Genomic DNA, 24,105 nt, shown 5'->3' on the forward strand with positions numbered 1-24,105 from the left:
TCTTACCAATATTTTAAAATTTAAAAAACTTTTCGTTTTATTTGCCAACGCGATTAAGCAATCGCAGCAGCACCACTTACAATTTCAGAAAGCTCTTGGGTAATAGCAGCTTGACGTGCTTTGTTGTAAACCAACTGTAAATCGTCAATTAGCTCGCCCGCATTATCGGTGGCGTTTTTCATTGCCAACATACGCGAAGCTTGCTCACAGGCACCATTTTCAACCACGGCCTGATAGACTTGCGACTCCACATAGCGAGCCAATAGGCCATCTAGTAACTCTTGCGCATCGGGCTCGTATAAATAATCCCAGTGATGCTTTAGCTCTTTGTTTTCTTCCGCAAGTAAAGGCAATAACTGCTCAACTTGTGGGTTTTGTGTCATGGTGTTTACAAACTCGTTACCGACTAAATACAGCTTATCGATTTTGCCTTCAGCATAGGCATCTAGCATGATTTTAACGCCGCCGATTAAGTCAGACAGAACAGGGTCTTCACCTAAATCGCGTATAGCAGCAATTACATTACCGCCGTAGCTGTTAAAAAATGCTGCCGCTTTAGCACCGATTAAACACAGATCAATTTCTATATCTTGATCAGCATATTCTTTCATGCCTTTGATAGCGGCTTTAAACAAGTTAATGTTTAGACCACCACACAGGCCTCTATCGGTTGAAACCACAATAAAGCCAACGCGTTTTACTTCGCGCTGTAGCATATACATATGCTTGTATTCAGGGTTTGCGTTAGCAATATGACCCACTACCGAGCGTATACGCTGCGCATAAGGCTTGCCCACATTCATGCGGTCTTGTGCCTTACGCATTTTACTAGCGGCAACCATTTCCATTGCGCTAGTAATTTTTTGCGTACTTTGGATACTCGATATTTGAGTCCGTATTTCTTTTCCGCTTGCCATATAAATAACCTAAATTATTTTTTATGGGCTTAGAGCCTTAACTCTAAGCCCACTAAAAATTAGTAAGTTTGCGTAGCCTTAAACTTCTCTATGCCTTCTTTGAATTTTGCTTCAAAGTCGCTGTTCCAATCGCCTTTTGCTGCGATGGCTTTCATAGTGTCAGCGTATTCGCTGTTCATGAAAGAGAGTAGGGCAGATTCAAAGTCACCAATCTTGGCAACATCGACATCGTTTAAGTGGCCTTCGTTAGCGCAGTAAATCATCAAGCCCATTTCAGCAACATTTTGTGGTGCATATTGCTTCTGCTTCATTAATTCAGTTACGCGCGCACCGTGGTCTAGCTGTGCCTTAGTGGCATCATCTAGGTCAGAGGCAAACTGAGAGAAAGCCGCAAGCTCACGGTACTGTGCTAAAGCGGTACGAATACCACCTGACAGCTTTTTAATAATCTTAGTTTGTGCAGAACCACCAACACGGGATACAGAAATACCAGCATCCATAGCAGGGCGGTTACCACTGTTAAACATGTCGGCTTCTAAGAAGATCTGACCGTCGGTAATAGAGATTACGTTAGTCGGTACGAAAGCTGATACGTCGCCTGCTTGCGTTTCGATTAATGGCAATGCAGTTAATGATCCGGTTTTACCTTTCACTTCACCGTTGGTGAACTTCTCTACGTAGTTAGCATTTACACGAGAAGCACGCTCTAATAGGCGCGAGTGCAAATAGAATACGTCGCCAGGGTAGGCTTCACGGCCTGGTGGTCTACGTAGTAGTAGAGATATTTGACGGTAAGCCCAAGCTTGCTTGGTCAAATCATCATAAATGATCAAGGCATCTTCACCGCGGTCACGGAAGTATTCACCCATAGTACAACCAGCGAAAGGCGCTAAGTATTGCATAGCCGCTGGGTCAGAAGCGGTAGCGGCAACAATAATGGTGTGCTCCATTGCGCCGTGCTCTTCTAATTTACGTACTACTGAAGCGATAGATGAAGCCTTTTGGCCTATCGCAACATAGATACATTTAATACCAGAATCTTTTTGGTTGATGATGGCGTCAACAGCAATCGCTGTTTTACCAACCTGGCGGTCACCGATGATCAACTCACGCTGGCCACGGCCGATGGGTACCATTGCATCAACGGCTTTTAAACCAATTTGCACAGGCTCATCTACCGATTGACGGTCGATTACACCCGGTGCGATTTTTTCGATAAAGTCAGTCGTCTTGTTAGCAAGAGGACCTTTACCGTCTATAGGGTTACCCAATGCGTCTACTACGCGGCCTTGTAGTTCAGGGCCTACCGGTACTTCTAGTACGCGGCCAGTACACTTACAAGTTTGGCCTTCAGCTAAGGTTTGGTAACCACCCAACACTACGGCACCTACTGAATCGCGCTCAAGGTTAAGCGCCATACCATAAACGCCGCCTTCAAACTCAATCATCTCACCAAACATTACATTGGTAAGACCATGGATACGAATAATACCGTCGGTTACAGAAACAACAGTACCTTCGTTTTGGGCTTCACTTGCTACATCTAATTGGTCGATGCGGCCTTTGATAATTTCGCTAATCTCTGATGGATTCAGCTGTTGCATGTTCTTTTCCTCAATCCCTTTGTTTAGGGATATCTGTCCAGGAGTGCTAGTTAGTCGTTACTAATGTCTATCATTAATAACCTAAACCTAAAACGTATTAAGCTTTCATCGCCTCGCCAAGCTTAGCTAAGCGACCGCGTATGCTAGCGTCTATCACTACATCAGCAGCGCGTATAATCACACCACCAATTAAGCTTTTATCGATATTCGCCTGTACTCTTACTTCGCGCTCTAGCTTGCTTGTTAAAGCTTTTGCTAATTGATCTTGTAAATCGGCATCCAGTTCAAAAGCGGTGGCGATATCAACATCAACTGTTTTTTCGCGGTTAGCTCTAAAGGCTTCATACAGTGCATAAATCTCAGCTAACAAGCTTAAACGCTTGTTTTCTGCTAACACTTTAATAAAGTTTTGTGCTTTAACCGTTAACGCATCACCACAAACATCAATAAAAATCTGTGCTTGTTGTTCAGACGTCAAGGAAGGTGACGCTAGCACCTTCTTGATAGTATCTGCTTGAGCAACGGCGGCCGCTGTTGCTAATTGCGTTGACCATTCAGCCAACGCATTAGCACTATCAGCATACTCAAATGCTGCTTTTGCATAGGGTCTCGCCAGGGTGCTTAATTCAGCCATAATAACCTCGTCTACACCTGGCCTTTACAGACCTGCAGCTAGTTTTTCAACTAGTGCTTTATGTTGTGCTTCATCGATAGAGCTCTCAAGTACCTTTTCGGCACCTGCCAACACTAAGCTAGCAACTTGCCCGCGCAATTGTTCTTTTGCACGGTTAGCTTCTTGCTCGATTTCAGCTTGGGCTGCAACTTTTAAGCGATCACCTTCTTCGCGAGCCGTATCTTTGGCTTCTTCAACGATTTGAGTAGCGCGCTTATTTGCAGCATCTATGATGCTGGCCGCTTCTTCTTTCGCCTTGCGAAGTTGTTGTGTTGCTTTTTCCTGTGCTAGTTCTAAATCTCTACCAGCACGGTCTGCAGCTTCTAGGCCATCTGCAATTTGCGCTTCGCGCTCATCCATTGCACTACGTATAGCAGTCCAAACGAATGCTTTGCAGAACCATACAAACAGTAGGAATGTAATGGACTGGCCAATTAAAGTCAGATTAATGTTCACGCCGACACCTCAGCTTCTTTGCATTTATAAGTAAGAGTTAGTAAACCGTTTCTAACCTAATTATGCAGCTAAAGTCGGAACGATTACGAACAATACGTACATGCCGATACCTACACCGATCATTGGAACCGCATCCAATAGACCAGCGATAAGGAACATTTTACCTTGTAGCATAGGAGCCATTTCAGGCTGTCTAGCTGAACCTTCAAGCAATTTACCGCCTAAAAGACCAAAACCGATAGCAGTACCAGCAGCACCTAAACCAATTAAAAGAGCAACAGCAATTAATGCAAGACCCATTGTTTTTCTCCAAATATTAAAGCTAAAAGTTAAAAGTTAAATCTAAAAATTCTTTCTTAATGTTCTTCGTCCACATCATGCGCCATCGCCATATAAACGATAGTTAACACCATGAAGACAAAAGCTTGTAACGCGATAACCAGGATGTGGAATATCGCCCAACCCATTTGCAATACGCCAGCTAAAGCACCTAGGAACAACCCAGCACCAAACATGGCAGCAATAAGAATAAAGATCATTTCACCCGCGTAGAGGTTACCGAACAAACGTAAACCTAATGAGATAGGCTTAGCGATCAAAGCCACTGACTCTAGGATTAAGTTAACAGGTATTAAGAATATATTGACGTACCATTTAGGCGCATGAAAAGGGTGCAGTGTTAACTCTTTAACAAAGCCCATAAAGCCTTTATTTTGAATGGTAAAGAAAATCATTAGGGCAAATACTGTGATTGCCATACCCAAAGTAATATTGGGATCAGTGGTAGGTACCACTTTGAAATAGAAGTGCGGATCGCCTGTGGCCCACATCATAAACGACGGAATCCAATCCACGGGGATTAAATCCATCAAGTTCATAAAGAATATCCAGATAAAGATAGTTAATGCCATAGGCGCAACTAAAGCATTTTTATAATGGAAGGTATCTTTAACTGTACTATCGATAAAGTTAATAATCATTTCGATAAAGTTTTGCAAACCTGTGGGCACACCTGAGTGCATGCCTCTGGCAACTTTGGCAAAAATAAACGAGAAGATTAAACCCAAGGTGATAGACCAGAACATAGAGTCTACATGCACCGCCATAAAACCCATGTCAGCCATTTCTTCGCTGTTGTGGGCTAAGGTCCAAGTATCCTCTGCCAGAGTGTGCTGTTCACCATCGGCTGAGGTTCTTACATAACCGGCAGGTAATTTGCCGTAGGTCATATTGGTAAGATGGTGCTTGATATAACTTTCAGTGGTTAGGGTATCGCCTGCCATGAATATCTCTCGAAAACCTTCATCAAATTAATGCTTTAAACAACGACTCAAACAGCCTAGCGCGTTGCCCGCCATGCTAACAACCAAGTCAGCACCATAAAAAAAATATATGTTAGAAATACGGCGACCACATCGATGGGCCTCATTACCGCAAAACTAACTGCAAACATTACCGCGGTTAAAACAAACTTACCCGCCTCGCCTCGATAGAAAGACTGCGCCACCTGTGGGGCAGCTCGCGCACCAGCATAGCGAAATGCATAAAATGAAAAATATGCATTTGGCCCTATAAATATGCCGGCGCCTATCAAGGCGCTATATATTGTTAATTCACTTAAAGCTAATAGCCAAGCAGCCAGTAATAGAATCAACAACACGAAAATTTGTAGTGCAAATATTACTAAGAGCCTGGGTTTCTTGAGCTTGGCTACTGGAGCAGTGGATGGTTGCAACTGCCTCTCACCTTATTATCTCTGTATGCCTATTAACCAACTTAGTAATCGCCCAGCCTTGAGCCAAGGCCCAGCAAAGCGGAGCGCATTATAGGTAGTTTACGCAGGTGATTCAACTCTATTAGTGAATTAAGCCCCGCCAGCAAAGCGCTGCTAGCCCAGTATTTTAGGGGCTTAGCACAGGCGGTTAGCATTTACTCCCGCAGCCAACCAGATATTGATCACATTTTTATATAAACCACTATATGTAGTAAGCAGCTATTTGATATGGCTTAAAATGCCATCTAGTTCATCCAGGCTGTTGTATTTTAAAACCAACTTACCCTTACCTTTAGCACCATGCTGTAACGTAACCGGCACGCCAATTTTTTCCGATAGCTCAGTTTCCAGCTTGGCGATATCACCATCAACCGAGTCTTGCTTGGCTTTGCCGCTAGGTTTTGCATCTTCGCTTTGCAGCTGTTTGATGAGCACTTCTGTTTGCCGTACCGACAAACCCTTGCTGATGATGGTACTGGCAGCCGCCGATTGCTGATCCAAGGGTAGGGCTAATAGTAGCTTGGCGTGGCCCAGCTCTATGTCACCATGCTCTAACAGGCGCTGCACATCTTCACGCAAATTCATTAAACGCAGTAAGTTAGCGATGGTGCTGCGGGATTTGCCCACCGCATCGGCTACCTCTTGCTGAGAAAGTTCAAACTCTTGTTGCAGGCGATACAAGGCTATAGCCTCTTCCATGGCGTTGAGGTTTTCGCGTTGTATATTTTCGATTAGCGCCATGGCAATGGCCGCTTCGTCGGGCACCTCGCGAATTAACGCGGGGATTTTATCCAGGCCTGCTAACTGGCAAGCACGCCAGCGGCGCTCACCGGCGATAATCTCATAGCGTTGATCGGCGATAGGGCGCACCACTATGGGCTGCATCACCCCTTGGGTTTTAATGCTGGCGGCCAATTCCTCTAGGGCTTCGGGGTGCATATCCCGGCGCGGCTGGTATTTACCGCGCTGGATGATTTCTACCGGCAAATCCCGCAATAAACCGTCGCCGCTTAGCGGCTCAGCCAACTCAACTACAGCCTCGTCGGCCTCGGCAGTAGCCTGCGGTTTGTTTTTATTAATCAAAGAGTTAAGGCCACGCCCTAAGCCACGTTTTTTTGCCATTGTGTATTACACCTGGTATTTGTCTTAGTTATTCGACTGCTGCTGCGGTTTGCTCTTTATCGCTGCGGCGCAGCATTTCACCCGCCAAGGCCAAATAGGCCACTGCACCCTTGGATTGTTTGTCATAAAACAACACAGGCATACCAAAGCTGGGGGCCTCGGCCAAACGTATATTACGGGGGATAAAGGTGCGGTAAACCTTGTCGCCAAAGTACTCCAGCAACTGGTCGGAAACGTCTTTGGTCAGGCTATTGCGGGGGTCGTACATGGTGCGCAACAAGCCTTCTATCTGCAAGCTGGGGTTTACCGACTCTTGGATTTGGTTAATGGTATCCATTAGCGCCGCCAAGCCCTCCAGTGCATAGTACTCACACTGCATGGGGATAATCACGCCATCGGCCGCCGCCAAGGCATTAACCGTGAGCATATTCAGCGACGGTGGGCAGTCTATAATCACATAGTCATAAGCGGCGCGCTCCACCGCTAAGGCATCGCGCAGCCGGTATTCTTTATTTTCTATATCGAGTAATTCGACTTCGGCGGCGGTGACGTCGGAGTTAGAGGGGACTATGTCATAGCCGGCATTTTCACCGTGCACACTGACCTCAGCCACGCCCTTGCCCAGCACCAGCACATCGTAAAGGCTGGCTTCGACATCATTTTTATCTATGCCGCTGCCCATGGTGGCATTGCCCTGGGGGTCCAAGTCTATAAGCAGCACTTTTTTTTTGGTAGCCACTAAGGAGGCGGCCAAATTTACACAGGTGGTGGTTTTACCTACGCCGCCTTTTTGGTTGGTAATGGCTAGTATCTTTCCCAAAACGAGTTCCTAATTATTATGCTGTAACGCACTTATAGCGCTCAGCGCTGTTTGGACATAACCACTAAATGACGTTGGCCGTCACTATGAGGCACATCAAGGGGATGACAGGCATCGACCTTATAAGTTTTTTGCACCGCGCTCAACTCTTCTGTGGGATAAACCCCTTTCATCGCATAAAAGCGGCCATCATCAGCAAGTAACTGCTGGCTACCCTGTACCATATCTTCCAGAGTGGCGAAGGCTCGCGATAACACACCATCATAGAGCTGCTCGGGATGGTGGCTCTCTACTCGGCAATGATGAACCGCCACATTGGCTAGCTTTAATTCGGTTTTCACTTGAAATAAAAACCGCGTTTTTTTGCCGTTGCTATCCAGCAAATCGAAGCTGCGCTCAGGGTAGAGTATGGCCAGTACTATGCCGGGCAAACCGCCACCGGTGCCCACATCAATAAAACGCTGGCCGCGAATTAAGGTTGCGATACTGAGGCTATCCAACAGGTGACGGCTGACCATTTCCAGAGGGTCGCGTATAGCGGTAAGGTTGTAGGCTTTATTCCACTTAATCAGCAATTGGTGATAGGCCAGCAATTGCGCCATCACTTTTTCATCTAAAGTGAGGCCTAGGGCCTCGGCACCGGCGGCTAAAATCGTACGATATTGTTCTGACATTAAGCGGACTTTTGTGAGTTCTGATTACCGGTATGCTTTAACAAACCTTGTTTTTTTAAGTAGATTAGCAACAGCGATACCGCCGCGGGGGTCACCCCTTGTATACGTGAAGCTCGCGCTAAGGTTTCGGGCTTGGCAGCAATCAGTTTCTGCTTAACCTCGTTGGATAAACCTTCGATGACCGAATAATCAAATTCATCGGGCAGTAGGGTATTCTCGTAACGGCGCAGCCTGTCGATTTCTTCGGTTTGCCTATCGATATAACCGGCGTACTTAACTTGGATTTCTACTTGCTCGGCCACCTGCGCGCAACTTACCGCCTCGCCTTTAACACTGGCTATATCGCTATAGCTAATGCCGGGGCGTTTTAGTAAATCCATTAAACTGTATTCGCGGGTAATGGGGGTATCGACCAAGGTATTTACTTTATCGCCAGCTTCGGTTTTGGGTTGCACCCAGGTTTGCGCTAAACGTTCAGCTTCTTTTTCTATACCCTCGCGCTTAATGCTAAAGGCCTGCCATTGCTCATCACCCACTAAACCTAGGTTGCGGCCTATTTCGGTAAGGCGTAAATCGGCATTGTCTTCTCGTAAGATTAAGCGGTATTCAGCACGGGAGGTAAACATGCGGTAGGGCTCCATAGTCCCCATGGAGATTAAGTCATCTACCATCACGCCTATGTATGCCTCGTCTCTACGTGGGCACCAGCTGTCTTGGCCCTGCGCTTTGCGGGCGGCATTTAAACCGGCCAACAAACCTTGCGCGCCCGCCTCTTCGTAACCGGTGGTGCCGTTGATTTGGCCTGCAAAAAATAAGCCGCTAATAAATTTGGTTTCTAAGGAGTACTTTAAATCGCGAGGATCAAAAAAGTCGTACTCTATGGCATAGCCTGGACGCGAGATATGAGCATTTTCAAAGCCCTTAATCGAGCGCACTAATTCAAATTGCACATCAAAGGACAGGCTGGTGGAAATACCGTTGGGGTATAACTCGTGGGTACGCAGGCCTTCGGGCTCGATAAAAATCTGGTGGCTGTTTTTATCGGCAAAGCGATGGATTTTGTCTTCTATGGAGGGGCAGTAACGTGGCCCCACGCCTTCAATCACCCCGGTATACATGGGTGAGCGATCTAAACCGCTGCGAATAATCTCGTGGGTTTGCTCATTGGTGTGGGTAATCCAGCAGCAGACTTGTTCGGGGTGTTGTGCCAGCGAGCCCATAAACGACATGACCGGCTCAGGCTTATCGCCCCACTGTGGTTCTAGGCCCTCAAAATTAACCGAGCGAGCATCGATACGCGGCGGGGTGCCGGTTTTTAAGCGCTCTACATTGAAAGGCAATTCCCGCAAGCGGTCGGCCAAGGCTATGGACGGCGGATCACCGGCACGGCCACCGGAGTGATTATCCATGCCTATGTGGATTTTGCCGCCTAAAAAAGTCCCTGAACACAATACTACGCTGGGGGCAAAAAACTTTAGCCCCATTTGGGTGACTACCCCTTTGACGGTCTCACCTTCAATGATGAGATCATCGACACCTTGCTGAAAAATACTGAGATTGGGCTGATTTTCTAATATATCCCGTATCGCCGCCTTGTACAGGGCGCGGTCAGCCTGGGCTCTGGTGGCCCTAACTGCTGGGCCTTTGCGGGCATTGAGGGTGCGAAATTGAATACCGCCTAGGTCGGTAGCCCTAGCCATGGCGCCACCCAGGGCGTCTATCTCTTTGACTAAATGGCTTTTGCCTATGCCACCAATAGCGGGGTTGCAGGACATCTGCCCCAAGGTTTCGATGTTGTGGGATAGCAATAAGGTTTTTGCCCCCATACGCGCTGCGGCCAAACAGGCCTCAGTTCCAGCATGGCCACCGCCAATAACAATAACATCAAAATGATCAGGGTAATTCACAGTGTATCTCAGTAAATAATCTAGCAGACCCTAGCCTGTTTTAGCTGGGGGTCAAAAGGGCGGCCATTATACGGCTTATTCTCAAGCTAGCGCAAAGAGTTGTTGTTGTTTTTTTGTACAGTTAAGTTTTATATTTTTTGTTTTTTTAAAGGTTATTAAATTTATTATTTTATATATATGAATATATCTATTGTTGTTATTGTTATTACTGAGCCCATATTTTGTGTATAAGCAATTTAAATATAATAAAATCAATGCCTTACACGAAATAAAAAGCCTGTATCAACGCTGTATCTGCTGGTATTAAGCTCTCAATGAGCTGTGCATAAAAGGCCTGTTTATCCACAGGTGATAATTTATAGTTATAAATAGCCTTTTTTATAAAAGTGATTTCAAGGGTTTTTACACAGCGCTTAGCCGGATTTATCCACAGAAAAATAATTAAATTTATTTTTTACAATAAGTATTGCTGCAAGCTGTGTATAAGTTGTGGGTAAGGGGCTGTAAGGGGAGGGGGAGGCTCTAGTCTACAGTCTCTAGTTTTAACTAAGCTAGCGACTGTAGACTGTGAACTAGCGGCTGCTACTTACCTATACAAAAACTAGAAAAGATCTTGCCTAGTAAGTCATCAGGGGTGAATTCACCGGTAATCTCGCTAAGTGCGTTTTGGCATAGGCGTAGATCTTCCGCTAATAGTTCACCAGCACCAAACTCAGTCAGCTGCTGTTGCCCTGCCAATAGAGCGCCTTGCGCCTTTTCTAGGGCATCTATATGCCTGCGCCTAGCGGTAAAACCGCCTTCACCGGCACCACTATAGCCCATGCAATTTTTTAAATGCTGGCGTAACAACTCTATACCATCACCGGCTTTGGCGGAGAGTTTTATCAGGCTGTGCTCGCCTTCTATTAACTCAGAGGATAATTGGTTGAGGTCACATTTGTTGTGGATAACTGTGATGTGAGTTAAATCGACAAATTCTTTAGCGGCTTGCGGCCAAAGTTTAAATGGGTCGGTTTCTTGGCTTTGGCTGCTATCGACGACCAGTAAAATTCTATCGGCTTTACGTATTTCATCCCAGGCGCGGCGTATGCCTTCTTGCTCTACTATGTCGGGGCTGTCGCGCAGGCCAGCGGTGTCTATGATGTGTAATGGCATGCCATCGATTTGTATTTGCTCACGCAGTACATCGCGGGTGGTGCCTTCTATTTCGGTAACTATGGCGCTGTCGCGGCCTGATAGGGCGTTAAGCAAGCTGGATTTACCGGCATTAGGCTTTCCGGCTATTACCACGGTCATGCCTTCTTGCAGTAAGGCCCCTTGCTTAGCTTGCTTAAAAACCTGATTGAGCTGATCGATAATGCCCTGCAGGTCGTTGGCGACTTTACCATCACCGATGAAATCAATTTCTTCCTCGGGGAAATCTATCGCTGCCTCTACATAGATGCGTAGCTGTATAACCTGCTCTACCAAGGTGTTGATCTTATTGCTGAACTCGCCCTGTAGTGAACGCAGGGCGTTTTTAGCAGCTTGTTCTGAGGCACTATCGATTAGGTCGGCAATGGCTTCGGCCTGGGCTAGGTCAATTTTATTATTGAGAAAGGCACGCTCAGAGAACTCACCCGGCCTGGCTAGGCGCGCCCCTAGTTTCATGACTTCTCTCAATAAGCAGTCTAGGAGTATGGGGCCACCGTGGCCTTGTAGCTCTAATACGTCTTCGCCGGTAAAGGAGTTGGGGCCGGCAAAAAATAAGGCGATACCCGCATCTAACACTTCTTTGCTGTTAGCGCCCTTGCTTTCATAGAAGCTGCCGTAATGGGCGTAGCGTGGTTTTAACTGGCTGTTGGTGATCTGCTGGGCTATGGCTAGTGTCTTGGGGCCAGAGACGCGGATGATGCCTACGCCACCACGGCCGGGTGGGGTGGCCAGGGCGGCTATGGTGTCGGTGTCTAGGGAGTTGCTATTCATAATGCGGCTTATCAACAATAAAAGTGTTTAAGAAGTTTGGGCTGTATCAGGCCAATTGCAATCATTGTAAGGCTTAATCGCCAGATATAAAAAAGGCTGCAAATGCAGCCTTTTTAGTTTTCGTTTTTGCTAACTGTTTTCTATGCGCTTGGTAATCACATACTGCTGCGCAATCGAGAGTACGTTGTTTACTACCCAGTACAATACTAAACCGGCCGGGAAGAACAGGAAGAAGAAGGTAAACAATACTGGCATCCACTGCATGACTTTGGCCTGCATAGGGTCGGGTGGCGGTGGGTTAAGTTTTTGTTGGATAAACATAGACACACCCATAATCAACGGCAGTATGAAATAGGGGTCCATGGCGGATAAGTCATTTATCCATAACATAAAGGGTGCATGGCGTAGCTCTACACTTTCCATTAATACCCAGTATAAAGAAATAAATACAGGCATTTGCACTAGGATGGGTAAGCAGCCACCTAAAGGATTTATTTTTTCATCCTTGTATAACTTCATCATGGCCTGCGATTGCTTGGCTTTATCGTCAGCATAGCGCTCGCGCAGTGCTAATAGCTTGGGCTGTACTTTGCGCATATTCGCCATAGAGGTATAGGCTTTGGCGTTAAGCTGGAAGAAGGCCGCTTTCACTAATAAGGTAACGCCTATAATAGCCGCACCCCAGTTACCGAATAGGGCATGAATTTTGGTAAGCAACCAGAACAAGCCCTGTGCTGGTAGCCATAAAAAGCCGTAGTCCACACTGAGTTCTAGGCCGGGAGAAATCTCTTCCAACTTATATTGATCTTTGGGGCCGGCATAAAAGCGCGAACTAATCGTGGCTTGTTGACCCGGAGCAACCTCTACCGCGGGGCCGGTAAAGCGTATTAGGTTAAAGCCATCGGCGGTTTTAACGGTAGAAAAGCTATTAGTGGCATTGGGGTCAGGTATCCAGGCGCTTAAAAAATAGTGCTGGATTAGTGCTGCCCAACCACCTTGGCGAGTATCTTTGTAAGGCGTCTCTGCCATATCGTCAAAGCTAACCTTTTTATAAGGCTCATCCACTAAGGTAAAAGCAGCGCCTAAATAGGGAGCCATGCCCATGCCACTGGTATCGGCACCGGGGTCTTTGCTGCTATCGCGCTTAAGCTGGCCAAACATACCGGCGCTCCAGTTTTGCGCGCTGCCGTTGTTGATCAGGTAATCGACATTAATAACGTACTTGCCGCGCTTAAACGTAAAGCGTTTGGTGATGTTTACATTGTCTGCGGTGGTTAACTGTAAATCGACAACTAACTCATCTGCGCCTTGTTGTAATTGATACTGTTGCTGGGCCGAGCTAAATAATGGTCTACCCTTGCGCGTGTCGGTGCCATTTTTACCAATCAAGCCACTTTGCGCGATATAGGTGCGAACAGGTCCTTGCTCTAATAATACAAAGGGCTGGTCGGGGGTATCGATAGCGGCATAGTGCTTAGGCAAGGCCACAAAGTTAATGTCACCACCTAAGGGGTTAATACGGACTTTTAAGGTGTCGGTGCTGACTTCTATATTGTTAGCGCTGGGGATTACAGTTGCTACCGGTGCGCTGTGTTGGTCAGCCGTGGCTGAGGGGAAGTCATCCTGAGTGCTGGTTTCACTGGGGATAAAACCGCTGTTAGCTGCCGTTGCATTGCTATTGTTATTCAATGCGGGGGCTGCTTGGTTAGAGACCGGAGCACTGTGCTCGGTTCTAAACTGGCTCCACTCCATCAATAACATATAAGAAAGAACCGCGATGGCTCCAATCAATAGATAACGTTTTAAGTCCATAATTATTGTGTAGATTGCTCAGGGTGTAGGTGGGTATCCGGAACGGGGTCATAACCGCCGGGATTAAAAGGGTGACAGCGTAACAGTCGGCGCAGCATCAGCCAACAACCTTTTAGTATTCCATGTTTTTCTATGGCTTCTATGGCGTAGCTGGAACAACTGGGGTAAAAACGACAGTGCCTTCCTATAAAAGGACTAATGCAATAACGGTAGGCTTTGATGCAGCTAATAAATAGTCGGCGCATAGGTGGCCTTATTTCTGCTACTGAGGTTTACGGTTGGCTTTGCGCTGCAGCTGTTGCCACAATTTCGCAAGGTGTTTATGCAAGGTAGCATTATCCATTGCATCTATACTGTGCCTAGCCAGTACAACAATATCTAAGGCAGGGATGTTAGCTTGGTTTAGCCGAAAACTTTCTCTGATAATGCGTTTAACACGGTTGCGTTGCGCCGCTAAACGAACATTTTTTTTAGCTATTACTAAACCTAATCTAGGGTGATCCAGTTGATTAGGTTTAGTAAGAAGTAATAGCTCTTTTGATGAAACTTTAAAAACAGCATTATCGAATACTGGCTTAAAGTCACAGGCCTTTAAAAGACGTCTAGATTTATCAAAGGCGTAGTCGGCCATAACCGGCAGCAACTAAAGTTTACGCAGATAAGCTGTTACGGCCTTTAGCGCGACGACGAGCAATTACAGCACGACCGTTTTTAGTAGCCATGCGAGCACGAAAACCGTGGTTGCGTTTGCGCTTTAAGTTGCTAGGTTGAAATGTTCTTTTCATGACAAAAATCCAATAAGCTAAAGTTCGAACGTTCGATCTCACAAGATATCAGGCTGACCCCCTGCGAAGAACCGCGCATTCTAGAGAAAAGCCCTACTAATATCAATTTGTTTCTGTGTGTATTTCAGGCAATTTCCCCCTCAAATCTAACTACCTATATATAGAAGCATGTATGCATCGATGCCACTATATGTAGTGGTTGTTTTTATACAGGGTTTTGGACGCTATTTACACAGTTTTTAGGTTTGTTATCCACAGCTTTATGCACAGGTTAGTAAAAAAAAATTTTTTTTGCGTTGCTGTCGAGTTTTTTTCTTAAGTTGTTGATTTATAAGAGTTTTAGCAAAGAGGGTAGCGTATATTTTTTGTGGATAAGTTGCTGTTTGCAGAGTACAATTTGGCCCTTGTTGAGAGCCTGCCCTGTAGTGTTATCACAGCTTATTAAAAAGCCTGGCAGGCCATAATAATAAGTGCTTGTTCAGCTGATATCTTACTCATTACCTATTGCGTATATCCAAGGAGTTATTTTTGCCTGCGTCTATTTGGCAACAATGCGTTAACTATTTACAGGATGAATTGCCGTCACAGCAGTTTAATACTTGGATACGCCCGCTAAAAGTTAATACTGATGTTAGTGATGTCATTCACCTGTCTGCGCCTAATCGCTATATAAAAGATTGGGTGAGCGACAAATATATGGAGCGCATCAACGAGCTGGTCTCGGAGTTGTGCAGCGCCGCGCCGCTAGAGGTAAAGCTGGAAATTAACGCTCAGCCCCCCACCTTTAGAAAACGGATGGCCAGCAGCAGCGCCAAAGCTACACCCGAAAACACCCAGCCAGCCACAATTATTAGTAAACCACGCTACAGCACCCAAAATAGCTCGCCGGTTAAAAAGACCCGCAAAGTCGAGGTTGAGGGCGGCATACATCACGATACTAAGCTATTTGCTAACTACACCTTTGATACCTTTGTAGAGGGTAAGTCTAACCAACTCGCCAGAGCTGCCGCCAAACAGGTGGCCGAAAGCGCGGGTGATGCCTATAACCCGCTGTTTTTATACGGCGGTGTGGGCCTGGGTAAAACCCACTTAATGCATGCGGTGGGTAATGCTCTGTTGGAGCGCAACCCAGAGGCCAAGGTGGTTTATATACCTTCAGAGCGTTTTGTTGCCGATATGGTTAAAGCCCTGCAACTTAATGCCATTAATGAATTTAAGCGTTATTATCGTACCGTCGATGCATTGTTAATAGACGATATACAGTTATTCGCGGGCAAAGAGCGCTCCCAGGAAGAGTTTTTCCACACCTTTAATGCCTTATTAGAGGGTGGCCAGCAGATGATCTTAACCTGTGATCGCTTTCCAAAAGAGATTGCCGGTTTAGAAGAGCGCCTAAAATCGCGTTTTGGCTGGGGTTTAACCGTAGGGGTAGAGCCGCCAGAGCTAGAAACCCGGGTAGCGATACTGTTAAAGAAAGCCGAACAGTCTAATATCAGTTTACCGGCTGATGCTGCTTTCTTTATTGCCCAGCGTATACGCTCACATGTTAGGGATTTAGAGGGTGCCCTTAAACGGGTGATAGCAAGTGCTCACTTTACCGGTAGAGCCATAGACGTAGAGCTGGTTAGAGAGTCGCTAAAAGATTTACTGGCAGTACAAGATAAGCTCATCAACCTGGATAACATCCTCAAGGTGGTGGCTGAGTATTACAAAATTAAGGTGTCAGACCTGTTGTCGAAACGGCGCAGCCGCTCGGTGGCCAGGCCCAGGCAAATGGCCATGGCCTTAGCCAAAGAGCTGACCAATCACAGCTTGCCAGAAATAGGTGATAGCTTAGGTGGGCGCGACCACACTACGGTGTTGTATGCCTGCAGAAAAATTAATGAATTGCGCGAAGAAAACTCCGATATACGGGAAGATTTCCAAAATTTATTGCGCACCTTAACCACATAATAAGTAGTACTAAACCACTAACTCATTCATAAAAACATAGAGATCAAATAATGAAATTTGTGATTTCCCGAGACGCCCTATTAAAGCCGCTTAATCTAGTTGCGGGTGTTGTTGAACGCCGCCATACATTGCCGATATTGTCGAATGTGATGTTGGTGTTAGAGGGCAATCAGCTATCGATTACCGGTACCGACCTTGAAGTTGAGTTGGTGGGGCGCGTAGCGCTAGAGCAAATGCCCGCTGCCGGTGGTGAAATCACTGTGCCGGCACGCAAACTAGCCGATATTTGTAAATCTTTACCCGATGGCAGCGATATAGAGTTTACCGTGGCCGATGATAGAGTCACCGTACGTGCGGGCCGCAGCCGCTTCTCTTTATCAGCTATAGCTGCCGCCGACTTCCCCAATGTAGAGCAAAGCCCAGGCAGCCAGCAGTTTGTGGTTAAACAGGGTGATTTAAAGCGTTTAATTGATAGAACCAGCTTTGCTATGGCGCAGCAAGATGTGCGTTATTATCTCAACGGCATGCTATGGGAAGTTAACGCCGGCCACTTGCGCATGGTCGCCACCGACGGTCACCGTTTGGCTATGTGTACACTGGAGGCCCCTATCGATGCCGCTGAGCAGATGCAGGTCATACTGCCGCGCAAAGGGGTAATCGAACTATCACGTTTGTTAATCAACGAAGATCAAGAGGTAGAAGTGGTTATAGGTTCTAACCATATACGTGCCACCACAGCTGATTTTACCTTTACCTCTAAGTTGGTAGATGGCAAATTCCCAGATTACGATCGCGTATTACCCAAGCAGAGCACCAAGGCTATCTTCGGTTCGCGGGATGATTTGCGCCAAGCCTTTTCTCGTACAGCCATACTCTCTAATGAAAAATATCGCGGTGTGCGCTTACTGCTTAGCGATGGCAGCTTAAAAATCATCGCCAACAACCCTGAGCAGGAAGAGGCGGAAGAGATAGTAAACGTCGATTACGCCGGTGAGGCCCTGGAAATAGGCTTTAATGTTAGCTATCTGCTAGATGTACTGGCGGTGCTTAGCGGCGACACGGTAAAACTATCGCTATCAGATGCTAATAGCAGTGCCTTGCTAGAAGAATCAGAGCAGGGTGATTCGCGTTACGTTGTTATGCCTATGAGGCTTTAAGCCTGATTAAAGGGCTTATATGCTTATTCGGCGGTTAGAAATAACCGATGTGCGCAATGTTAAGCACGCTAATATCGTGGACCTGTCCCCGATATCTATCTTTTATGGGGTTAACGGCAGCGGTAAGACCACGCTGCTGGAATCCATACATATATTGTCTTCAGCCAAATCTTTCCGCAGCCACAAACTCAAGCCGCTTATTAATAATGAGGCTGAGCGCTGTGTGGTTTTTGCCGAGGTGGCGGTGCAGGGCGATGAAGATCTGTTTCACCCCATAGGGGTGCAGCGCAGCCGTTCGGGCGAGGGCTTGATAAAGATTAACGGCGAGAATGTGCGCTCGGCGGCGCAGCTGGCTGAGGCTCTGCCATTGCAGGTTATTAATTCCGACACCTTCCTATTATTAGGTGGTGGCCCGGTAGTGCGCAGGCAGTTTTTAGACTGGGGCGTGTTCCACGTGGAACATGGCTTCCACGAGGCTTGGAAAGGCTTTCAGCGCTGTTTAAAACAACGGAATAGTTTGCTGCGACATGATAGAATAGACGGCCCTACCTTGCAGGTATGGACGCGAGAGTATGTGAAACTCAGTGAGCAATTAGATCACTACCGGGCACAGTATTTACGGCAGTTTAGCCCTGTGTTTGAACGCTGTTTAGCACAGCTTAGCAACCTTAGCGGCATAGAGTTACGCTATCAAAGAGGTTGGGCTAAAGATCAAACACTGGAGGCAGCCCTAGCTGCGCAAAGTGAGAGTGAACAGCAACAGGGTTACACTCTGAGCGGGCCGCATAGAGCGGATCTACGAATACTCTATCAAGGCCAGCTGGCAGCAGACATACTCTCCAGAGGCCAGCAAAAACTAATTGTTTGCGCCTTGCGAGTAGCACAGGGCTATTTGCTTAGTGAGCTTAATCAGCGTAAATGCGCCTATTTGGTGGATGATTTACCCTCTGAGTTAGATGAGGACCACCGCAAGGCGCTATGCAGGTTGTTGGATGAGTTGGATTGCCAAGTATTTATTAGTTGTGTTGACCATCAAGACCTTAATGGCTGCTGGCAGCAAACTGACAAAGTTAAACTGTTCCACGTGGAACACGGTGTAGTAACAGCGCAAACATAAGGCGCTAAAGCTAAGAATTATTAACGGCGGAAAAACTATGAGCGAAGAAAATAACTACGATTCCTCCAGTATCAAGGTCTTAAAAGGCCTAGATGCAGTACGAAAGCGCCCCGGCATGTATATAGGGGACACGGATGATGGCACCGGCTTGCATCATATGGTGTTTGAAATCGTTGATAACTCTATAGATGAGGCTTTGGCGGGCCATTGCTCTAAAATTAAAGTTATTATCCACCCCGACGAGTCAGTCTCTGTATCGGATGATGGCCGGGGTATACCCACCGAAATACATGAGGAGGGTGTCTCTGCCGCTGAAGTTATCATGACGGTATTACATGCCGGTGGTAAGTTTGATGACAATACCTACAAAGTCTCCGGCGGTTTGCATGGAGTAGGGGTATCGGTAGTAAATGCGCTTTCCGAGGAGCTTAAGCTCACCATACGCCGTGGTGGCAAGATACATGAACAGATTTACCGTCACGGTGTGCCTCAGGAACCACTAGCCATCGTTGGTGATACTGAAACCACCGGCTCAGAAATACGTTTCAAGCCTTCGGCGGAAACCTTTACCAATATAGAGTACCACTTTGATCTACTGGCCAAGCGTCTGCGTGAATTAGCCTTCCTAAACTCTGGGGTGCATATAGAACTCACCGATGAGCGCAGTGGTAAGCAAGAGCAGTACGCCTATGAAGGTGGCTTGGGCGAATTTGTTGCCTACCTTAACCAAAATAAAACCCCTATCAATAAGCTATACCACTTCACCAGCATGAGTGACGAAGGCATAGGTGTAGAGGTGGCGCTACAATGGAATGACTCATACCAAGAAAATATATTCTGTTATACCAATAATATTCCCCAGCGCGATGGCGGTACCCACTTAGCAGGCTTCCGTGGCGCACTGACCCGTAGTTTAAACAACTATATAGAGCGCGAAGGCCTAGCTAAAAACAGCAAGGTAGCCACTAGCGGCGATGATGCCCGTGAAGGTTTAACCGCTATTATCTCGGTAAAAGTACCCGATCCTAAGTTCTCATCACAAACTAAGGACAAGCTGGTTTCCTCGGAGGTAAAAACAGCGGTAGAACAGGCCATGGGCCAGCACTTTGGTGACTACCTGCTAGAAAGCCCCCAAGAAGCCAAGCTAGTAGTAGGCAAAATGATAGATGCCGCCCGCGCTCGTGAAGCCGCCCGCAAGGCACGTGAAATGACGCGCCGTAAAGGTGCGTTGGATATCGCTGGGCTACCGGGTAAATTGGCGGACTGCCAAGAAAAAGATCCCGCTTTATCAGAGGTATACCTGGTGGAGGGTGACTCGGCCGGTGGCTCAGCCAAACAGGGCCGCGACCGTCGCACCCAAGCTATATTGCCCTTGAAAGGTAAAATCCTAAACGTAGAAAAAGCCCGTTTTGATAAAATGCTTTCCTCGGTAGAAGTAGGCACCATAGTTACAGCCTTGGGCTGTGGCATAGGTAAGTCAGAGTTTGACCCTGATAAGCTGCGCTACCACAGCATTATCATCATGACCGACGCCGACGTGGATGGCTCGCATATACGTACCCTGCTGCTGACCTTCTTCTTCAGGCAAATGCCAGAGTTAATAGAGCGCGGCCATGTTTTTATTGCCCAGCCACCGCTGTATAAAATTAACCGCGGTAAGCAACACCAATATCTAAAAGATGAAGATGCATTTAGACAGTATCTTACTCAAAACGCCTTAGAAAACGCCTCGCTACACGTCAATGCCGACGCACCAGGCATTAGCGGCGAGGGGCTATGGGACTTAGTGACAGAGAGCCGCACAGTACAGGCCACTATAGACCGTCTGTCACGCTTATATCCCAGCGAAGTGATGAGTGCCATGATCAATGTTGAGGCACTCACCGTCGATAAAATGAATAACCGTGAATATGTGGAAAACTGGATAAAACCTCTACAAGAGCATTTTACTAGTGAAAAACAGCAATCCATTAGCTACAAAGTATCGGTACAAGAAGATACAGAGCGCCACCTGTTTTTACCGGTAGCCACCATTACCGCCCACGGTATAGACCGCGATTATCGCTTTGACCACGAGTTTTTTGCATCTAATGACTATAAATCTATAGTTACCTTGGGTGACAAGCTCAAAGGCCTAATTGAAGAGGGCGCCTATGTACAAAGAGGCGAAAAAACCATACCCGTGGCCAGCTTTGATGAAGCCCTGACTTGGTTAATGGCACAGGCCGAAAAAGGCATTAACATACAGCGCTATAAAGGTCTGGGTGAAATGAACCCCGAGCAGCTTTGGGAAACCACCATGGATCCAGAAGAGCGCCGCATGTTACGCGTGACTATAGAAGACGCGATTACCGCTGATCAAATATTCACCACCTTAATGGGCGACCAAGTAGAGCCGCGTAGAGACTTTATAGAAGAGAACGCGCTGAAGGTGGCCAACTTAGACGTTTGATGCTAAGTTATTGATATTTAAGGGGTTTCTTTTAAAGGGAACCCCTTTTTTATGGTCTGCCACAAAGCGGCTGCTAAGAACTAAAATAATAATATATACCATGTGCAGGTTAGTCTTATCGCTTACTTCATAACTACATTTATAACTACAGGGTTATGGCATGTAACCCCGCGCGGCTATGCGTATAGGCGCTATTGCTTAATAGTGACGCTATTGGGTTTGTTATATTCCACACAAAGCCATGCGGTTTCCTTTCTCTCTTTCGATCCCCGGTCTATGGCTATGGGTGGCACCGGAGTGGTCACAGCTAAGCCGCAGCAGGCCAGTTTATTTAATCCTGCTTTACTGCTGGCGCCACAGCTTAAAAAAAATCAACGTGCATTTGCCGGTGGATTTATAGGCGCGCGTTTATTGGATAGGGATGGGTTTTTAGCGGCGGTAGATAATTATCAAGACAATAAAGCCGAAGAAGTGTTCGACCAGCGCTTTAAGCTTGCCAAAGCTAACTACCAAAAAGGTAGCTTGAGTAGCGACGAAGTGCGGGATGTAGCAAATGCGGCAGAGCATTGGTTGGAAGATATTAACCAGTTATCAGATAAACCTTTGCGAGCAGCGCTTAGTTATGGCTTTGGCGGCGGAAAAACCCAGGACACTATGGCCTGGGGTGCACATTACCGGCACTACTCGGTACTGGGGGCGCGTATAGAGGTAGCGGCTATCGATAACCTAAGGGTTAAGCAAGCCATAGAAATACTAAATATTATTGCTGATGTGGCTGATCAAAGCGCCGATATAGCCGAGTTAGCTGAAGCTTTAGATACCCAAGGCCTAGAGCAATTAATTATAGAGGCTATTAATAGCGGCGAAGTTTCGGATGAATTGGCGGCCTTTTACGATTTACCCGGCGTACAAGAGTTGGTAGCAGAATCGATAAAAGCCGGTGAATTAGTGACACCATTAAATGAGTATTTTGATTTTGAGGGCTTAGCAGCAGCCTTACAAAATAATGCCGATACGGAGGATAAGCCTGAACTTAAACGCTACTTACGCTATCAAATCCCTGAACAGTTTGAGTCCACTATCTCAGTTGAGGGCGCCGAGGTAGATGAAACCAGTGTCAGCTACGCCACACAGCTACCGGCTGATCCTGCCCTACAAGTAGGTGTTAATTTAAAACATATCAAGCTAACCACTATAGGGCTAACTGAAAGAGTCGAAGAGTTCGAATACAACGATATTAAAAACTCAAAATACAGAAAAGAGTATCGCAGCATCAATGCCGATGCGGGTGTGTTTTATAAAATATCCCCACGTTATGCTGTAGCCGCCGTGGTTAAAAATATCTTGCCTAAAAACTATCACACTGCCAATGGCCATACTATTAAATATAGACCGCTGCTACGTATAGCGGGCAGCTATAAACAAAAAAAATTACAGCTAGTAGCCGATTTAGATATAACTCGTAACGATCCATTAGGTTACGACCCCGATAAGCAATATTTGGGATTAGGTGCAGAGTGGATGATAGTGCCTAGAGCAGCTATAAGAGCTGGCTTAAGAAATAACCTACATAATGATGAACGGTTATACTCACTGGGTTTTGGGGTGGGATCAAAAAACGCCAGTGTGGACTTCGCCATAGCAAAATCTAACAAAAATGAAGAATTAGGTGCGGCTTTGCAAATAGCGATTAAATTTTAATTGTTAGCAGCTTTAATTAACGGAAAGGCAGTACTGCGCCATAGAAAAAACAAATAAAACAATAATAATGGCAAGGTCATTAATAGCACTCCTTGCCATTGGTAGTGATATAAAAACCAACCAGAACTTAATGCCGCAATAGCCTGGCATGTAAACAAAATAAAATCGTTAGTGGCTTGGACTTTAAATCTATCTTCATGGTTGTGCCCCATAGGCAACAGGGTAGTACCGGCAATAAACAGAAAATTCCAGCCTATGCCTAATAACACTAAGGCCAGCCAAAAATGTATAAAGTGATTGTTGTACATAGCGATGACAACGCAAATTAAAAAGGTCATTAAGCCCGGCCATAGCACCCAGCGAAAACCACAGCGGCGTATTAACAAACCGGCAAGCAAGGAGGGTAAGTACATGGCGGCAATATGTGACTGAATAACTAGCTTAGTATGGTCTAGGCTATGGCCCATATGCTGATGCATAGTTAAGGGTGTTGCCGTCATAATAAAACTCATCACCATATAAGCCACCACCGATGAGAGTAAGGCTAATAGTAAAATGGGCGAGCGCAGTATTAATTGCCAGCCACTATGCGTCGATGGGCTAAGGTCTGAGGCTAGATTGCTAACAGGGCTGTCACGGGTAAAGGCTAATAACAGCACACAAAGTGCAAAAATTATCGCTAGTAATAAATATGAACCTATAAAATCATAGGCAATTAAAGATTTCCCCAGCAAGGCAATTTCAGGCCCTATAAAGGCTGATAATAAACCGCCCAATAATAGTATGGAGGTAACAGTGGCAGCTTGTGCCACCCCCGCATGTTCAATGACCGCAAAGCGATACTGATGAGCAGAGGCCATGGTAAAGCCCATTAAAAAGGTAGCGGCACAAAACTGATAAAAGTTTTTATCCCATAAACTCAGTGCTGATAACAAAGCCGAGCCACAGGCCAAAACCGCAAAACCTAAAAAAACCTTTTTACGGCCATAACGCGTTTGCAATTTTCCCAGGGGGATAGCGCTACAGGCAACCCCCACTATCATTAGTGCTACCGGTAGGGTGGCTTGGTCCTGTGAGGGAGCAATATGGGTGGCGATTAGGCTGGCTATAAACACCACCAGCGAACCGCCAGAGTTCATTAAGGCATAGGCCAGCACCAGCAGCCACACAGAAGTGGGCAGTTGAGCGAATAAGCGTTTAATCAAAAAAAACCTTT

At 46.4% G+C, this 24,105-nt stretch carries 22 protein-coding genes; 5 read left to right on the forward strand and 17 right to left on the reverse strand.

From position 1 onward, the window contains the following. Positions 1-53: 53 nt before the first annotated feature. The 16 genes from atpG to rpmH all read right to left on the reverse strand — a co-directional run bounded on the left by atpG (position 54) and on the right by rpmH (position 14,509). Entirely contained in the window at positions 54-917 is an 864-nt protein-coding gene (atpG, locus tag NO559_RS04255; protein WP_258330553.1) for a F0F1 ATP synthase subunit gamma, read from the reverse strand. 59 nt (positions 918-976) lie between these two features. Beyond that, positions 977-2,521 (reverse strand): F0F1 ATP synthase subunit alpha, encoded by a 1,545-nt coding sequence (atpA, locus tag NO559_RS04260; protein WP_258330554.1) that lies wholly within the window; start codon positions 2,519-2,521, stop codon positions 977-979. 97 nt (positions 2,522-2,618) lie between these two features. Further along, entirely contained in the window at positions 2,619-3,155 is a 537-nt protein-coding gene (locus NO559_RS04265) for a F0F1 ATP synthase subunit delta (protein WP_258330555.1), read from the reverse strand. 24 nt (positions 3,156-3,179) lie between these two features. After that, the gene (locus tag NO559_RS04270) at positions 3,180-3,650 is read right to left on the reverse strand and encodes a F0F1 ATP synthase subunit B (protein ID WP_258330556.1); all 471 of its coding nucleotides are present in this window, start codon (positions 3,648-3,650) and stop codon (positions 3,180-3,182) included. 60 nt (positions 3,651-3,710) lie between these two features. Then, positions 3,711-3,950 (reverse strand): F0F1 ATP synthase subunit C, encoded by a 240-nt coding sequence (gene atpE / locus NO559_RS04275; RefSeq protein ID WP_019528668.1) that lies wholly within the window; start codon positions 3,948-3,950, stop codon positions 3,711-3,713. Between the two features lie 56 nt (positions 3,951-4,006). Continuing rightward, complete coding sequence (gene atpB / locus NO559_RS04280; protein ID WP_258330557.1) at positions 4,007-4,933, reverse strand: F0F1 ATP synthase subunit A; 927 nt, start codon at positions 4,931-4,933, stop codon at positions 4,007-4,009. Positions 4,934-4,989: 56 nt separating this feature from the next. Beyond that, positions 4,990-5,385 (reverse strand): ATP synthase subunit I, encoded by a 396-nt coding sequence (locus NO559_RS04285; RefSeq protein WP_258330558.1) that lies wholly within the window; start codon positions 5,383-5,385, stop codon positions 4,990-4,992. A 258-nt stretch (positions 5,386-5,643) separates the two neighbouring features. Continuing rightward, entirely contained in the window at positions 5,644-6,546 is a 903-nt protein-coding gene (locus NO559_RS04290) for a ParB/RepB/Spo0J family partition protein (RefSeq protein WP_258330559.1), read from the reverse strand. Positions 6,547-6,574: 28 nt separating this feature from the next. Next, complete coding sequence (locus NO559_RS04295; RefSeq protein WP_258330560.1) at positions 6,575-7,366, reverse strand: ParA family protein; 792 nt, start codon at positions 7,364-7,366, stop codon at positions 6,575-6,577. Positions 7,367-7,407: 41 nt separating this feature from the next. After that, a complete protein-coding gene (rsmG, locus tag NO559_RS04300) occupies positions 7,408-8,040 on the reverse strand; it encodes a 16S rRNA (guanine(527)-N(7))-methyltransferase RsmG (RefSeq protein ID WP_258330561.1) in 633 nt (210 codons plus the stop codon). Beyond that, positions 8,040-9,947 carry a tRNA uridine-5-carboxymethylaminomethyl(34) synthesis enzyme MnmG gene (gene mnmG, locus NO559_RS04305; RefSeq protein WP_258330562.1) on the reverse strand — a complete coding sequence of 636 codons (1,908 nt, stop codon included), beginning with the start codon at positions 9,945-9,947 and terminating at the stop codon, positions 8,040-8,042. Before mnmG ends, rsmG begins: the two co-directional genes overlap by 1 nt. A 582-nt stretch (positions 9,948-10,529) precedes the next feature. After that, a complete protein-coding gene (gene mnmE / locus NO559_RS04310) occupies positions 10,530-11,912 on the reverse strand; it encodes a tRNA uridine-5-carboxymethylaminomethyl(34) synthesis GTPase MnmE (RefSeq protein WP_258330563.1) in 1,383 nt (460 codons plus the stop codon). 129 nt (positions 11,913-12,041) lie between these two features. Then, the gene (yidC, locus tag NO559_RS04315; protein WP_258330564.1) at positions 12,042-13,724 is read right to left on the reverse strand and encodes a membrane protein insertase YidC; all 1,683 of its coding nucleotides are present in this window, start codon (positions 13,722-13,724) and stop codon (positions 12,042-12,044) included. Positions 13,725-13,726: 2 nt separating this feature from the next. Beyond that, the gene (gene yidD / locus NO559_RS04320; protein ID WP_258330565.1) at positions 13,727-13,969 is read right to left on the reverse strand and encodes a membrane protein insertion efficiency factor YidD; all 243 of its coding nucleotides are present in this window, start codon (positions 13,967-13,969) and stop codon (positions 13,727-13,729) included. 17 nt (positions 13,970-13,986) lie between these two features. After that, a complete protein-coding gene (rnpA, locus tag NO559_RS04325; protein ID WP_258330566.1) occupies positions 13,987-14,355 on the reverse strand; it encodes a ribonuclease P protein component in 369 nt (122 codons plus the stop codon). Between the two features lie 19 nt (positions 14,356-14,374). Further along, on the reverse strand, positions 14,375-14,509 hold the full coding sequence (rpmH, locus tag NO559_RS04330) for a 50S ribosomal protein L34 (RefSeq protein ID WP_258330567.1): 135 nt from the start codon (positions 14,507-14,509) through the stop codon (positions 14,375-14,377). A 528-nt stretch (positions 14,510-15,037) separates the two neighbouring features. Here rpmH and dnaA point away from each other — a divergent pair. The 5 genes from dnaA (at position 15,038) to traF (ending at position 22,889) form a co-directional block, all read left to right on the forward strand. Further along, positions 15,038-16,462: a chromosomal replication initiator protein DnaA gene (dnaA, locus tag NO559_RS04335; protein ID WP_258330568.1), complete on the forward strand. Its 1,425-nt coding sequence runs from the start codon at positions 15,038-15,040 to the stop codon at positions 16,460-16,462. A gap of 50 nt (positions 16,463-16,512) precedes the next feature. Continuing rightward, positions 16,513-17,619 carry a DNA polymerase III subunit beta gene (dnaN, locus tag NO559_RS04340; RefSeq protein ID WP_258330569.1) on the forward strand — a complete coding sequence of 369 codons (1,107 nt, stop codon included), beginning with the start codon at positions 16,513-16,515 and terminating at the stop codon, positions 17,617-17,619. 19 nt (positions 17,620-17,638) lie between these two features. Further along, complete coding sequence (recF, locus tag NO559_RS04345; protein WP_258330570.1) at positions 17,639-18,736, forward strand: DNA replication/repair protein RecF; 1,098 nt, start codon at positions 17,639-17,641, stop codon at positions 18,734-18,736. 37 nt (positions 18,737-18,773) lie between these two features. Then, entirely contained in the window at positions 18,774-21,188 is a 2,415-nt protein-coding gene (gene gyrB, locus NO559_RS04350; RefSeq protein WP_258330571.1) for a DNA topoisomerase (ATP-hydrolyzing) subunit B, read from the forward strand. Between the two features lie 282 nt (positions 21,189-21,470). Beyond that, complete coding sequence (gene traF, locus NO559_RS04355; protein WP_258330572.1) at positions 21,471-22,889, forward strand: conjugal transfer protein TraF; 1,419 nt, start codon at positions 21,471-21,473, stop codon at positions 22,887-22,889. On the opposite strand, the gene NO559_RS04360 is transcribed toward traF, so the two are convergent. Continuing rightward, on the reverse strand, positions 22,886-24,094 hold the full coding sequence (locus tag NO559_RS04360; RefSeq protein WP_258330573.1) for an MFS transporter: 1,209 nt from the start codon (positions 24,092-24,094) through the stop codon (positions 22,886-22,888). The two genes, traF and NO559_RS04360, sit on opposite strands and share 4 nt — an antisense overlap. Positions 24,095-24,105: the final 11 nt, after the last annotated feature.

Origin of the sequence: Dasania sp. GY-MA-18, assembly GCF_024734385.1 — a bacterium.
In the GTDB taxonomy this organism is placed as follows: domain Bacteria; phylum Pseudomonadota; class Gammaproteobacteria; order Pseudomonadales; family Dasaniaceae; genus Dasania; species Dasania phycosphaerae.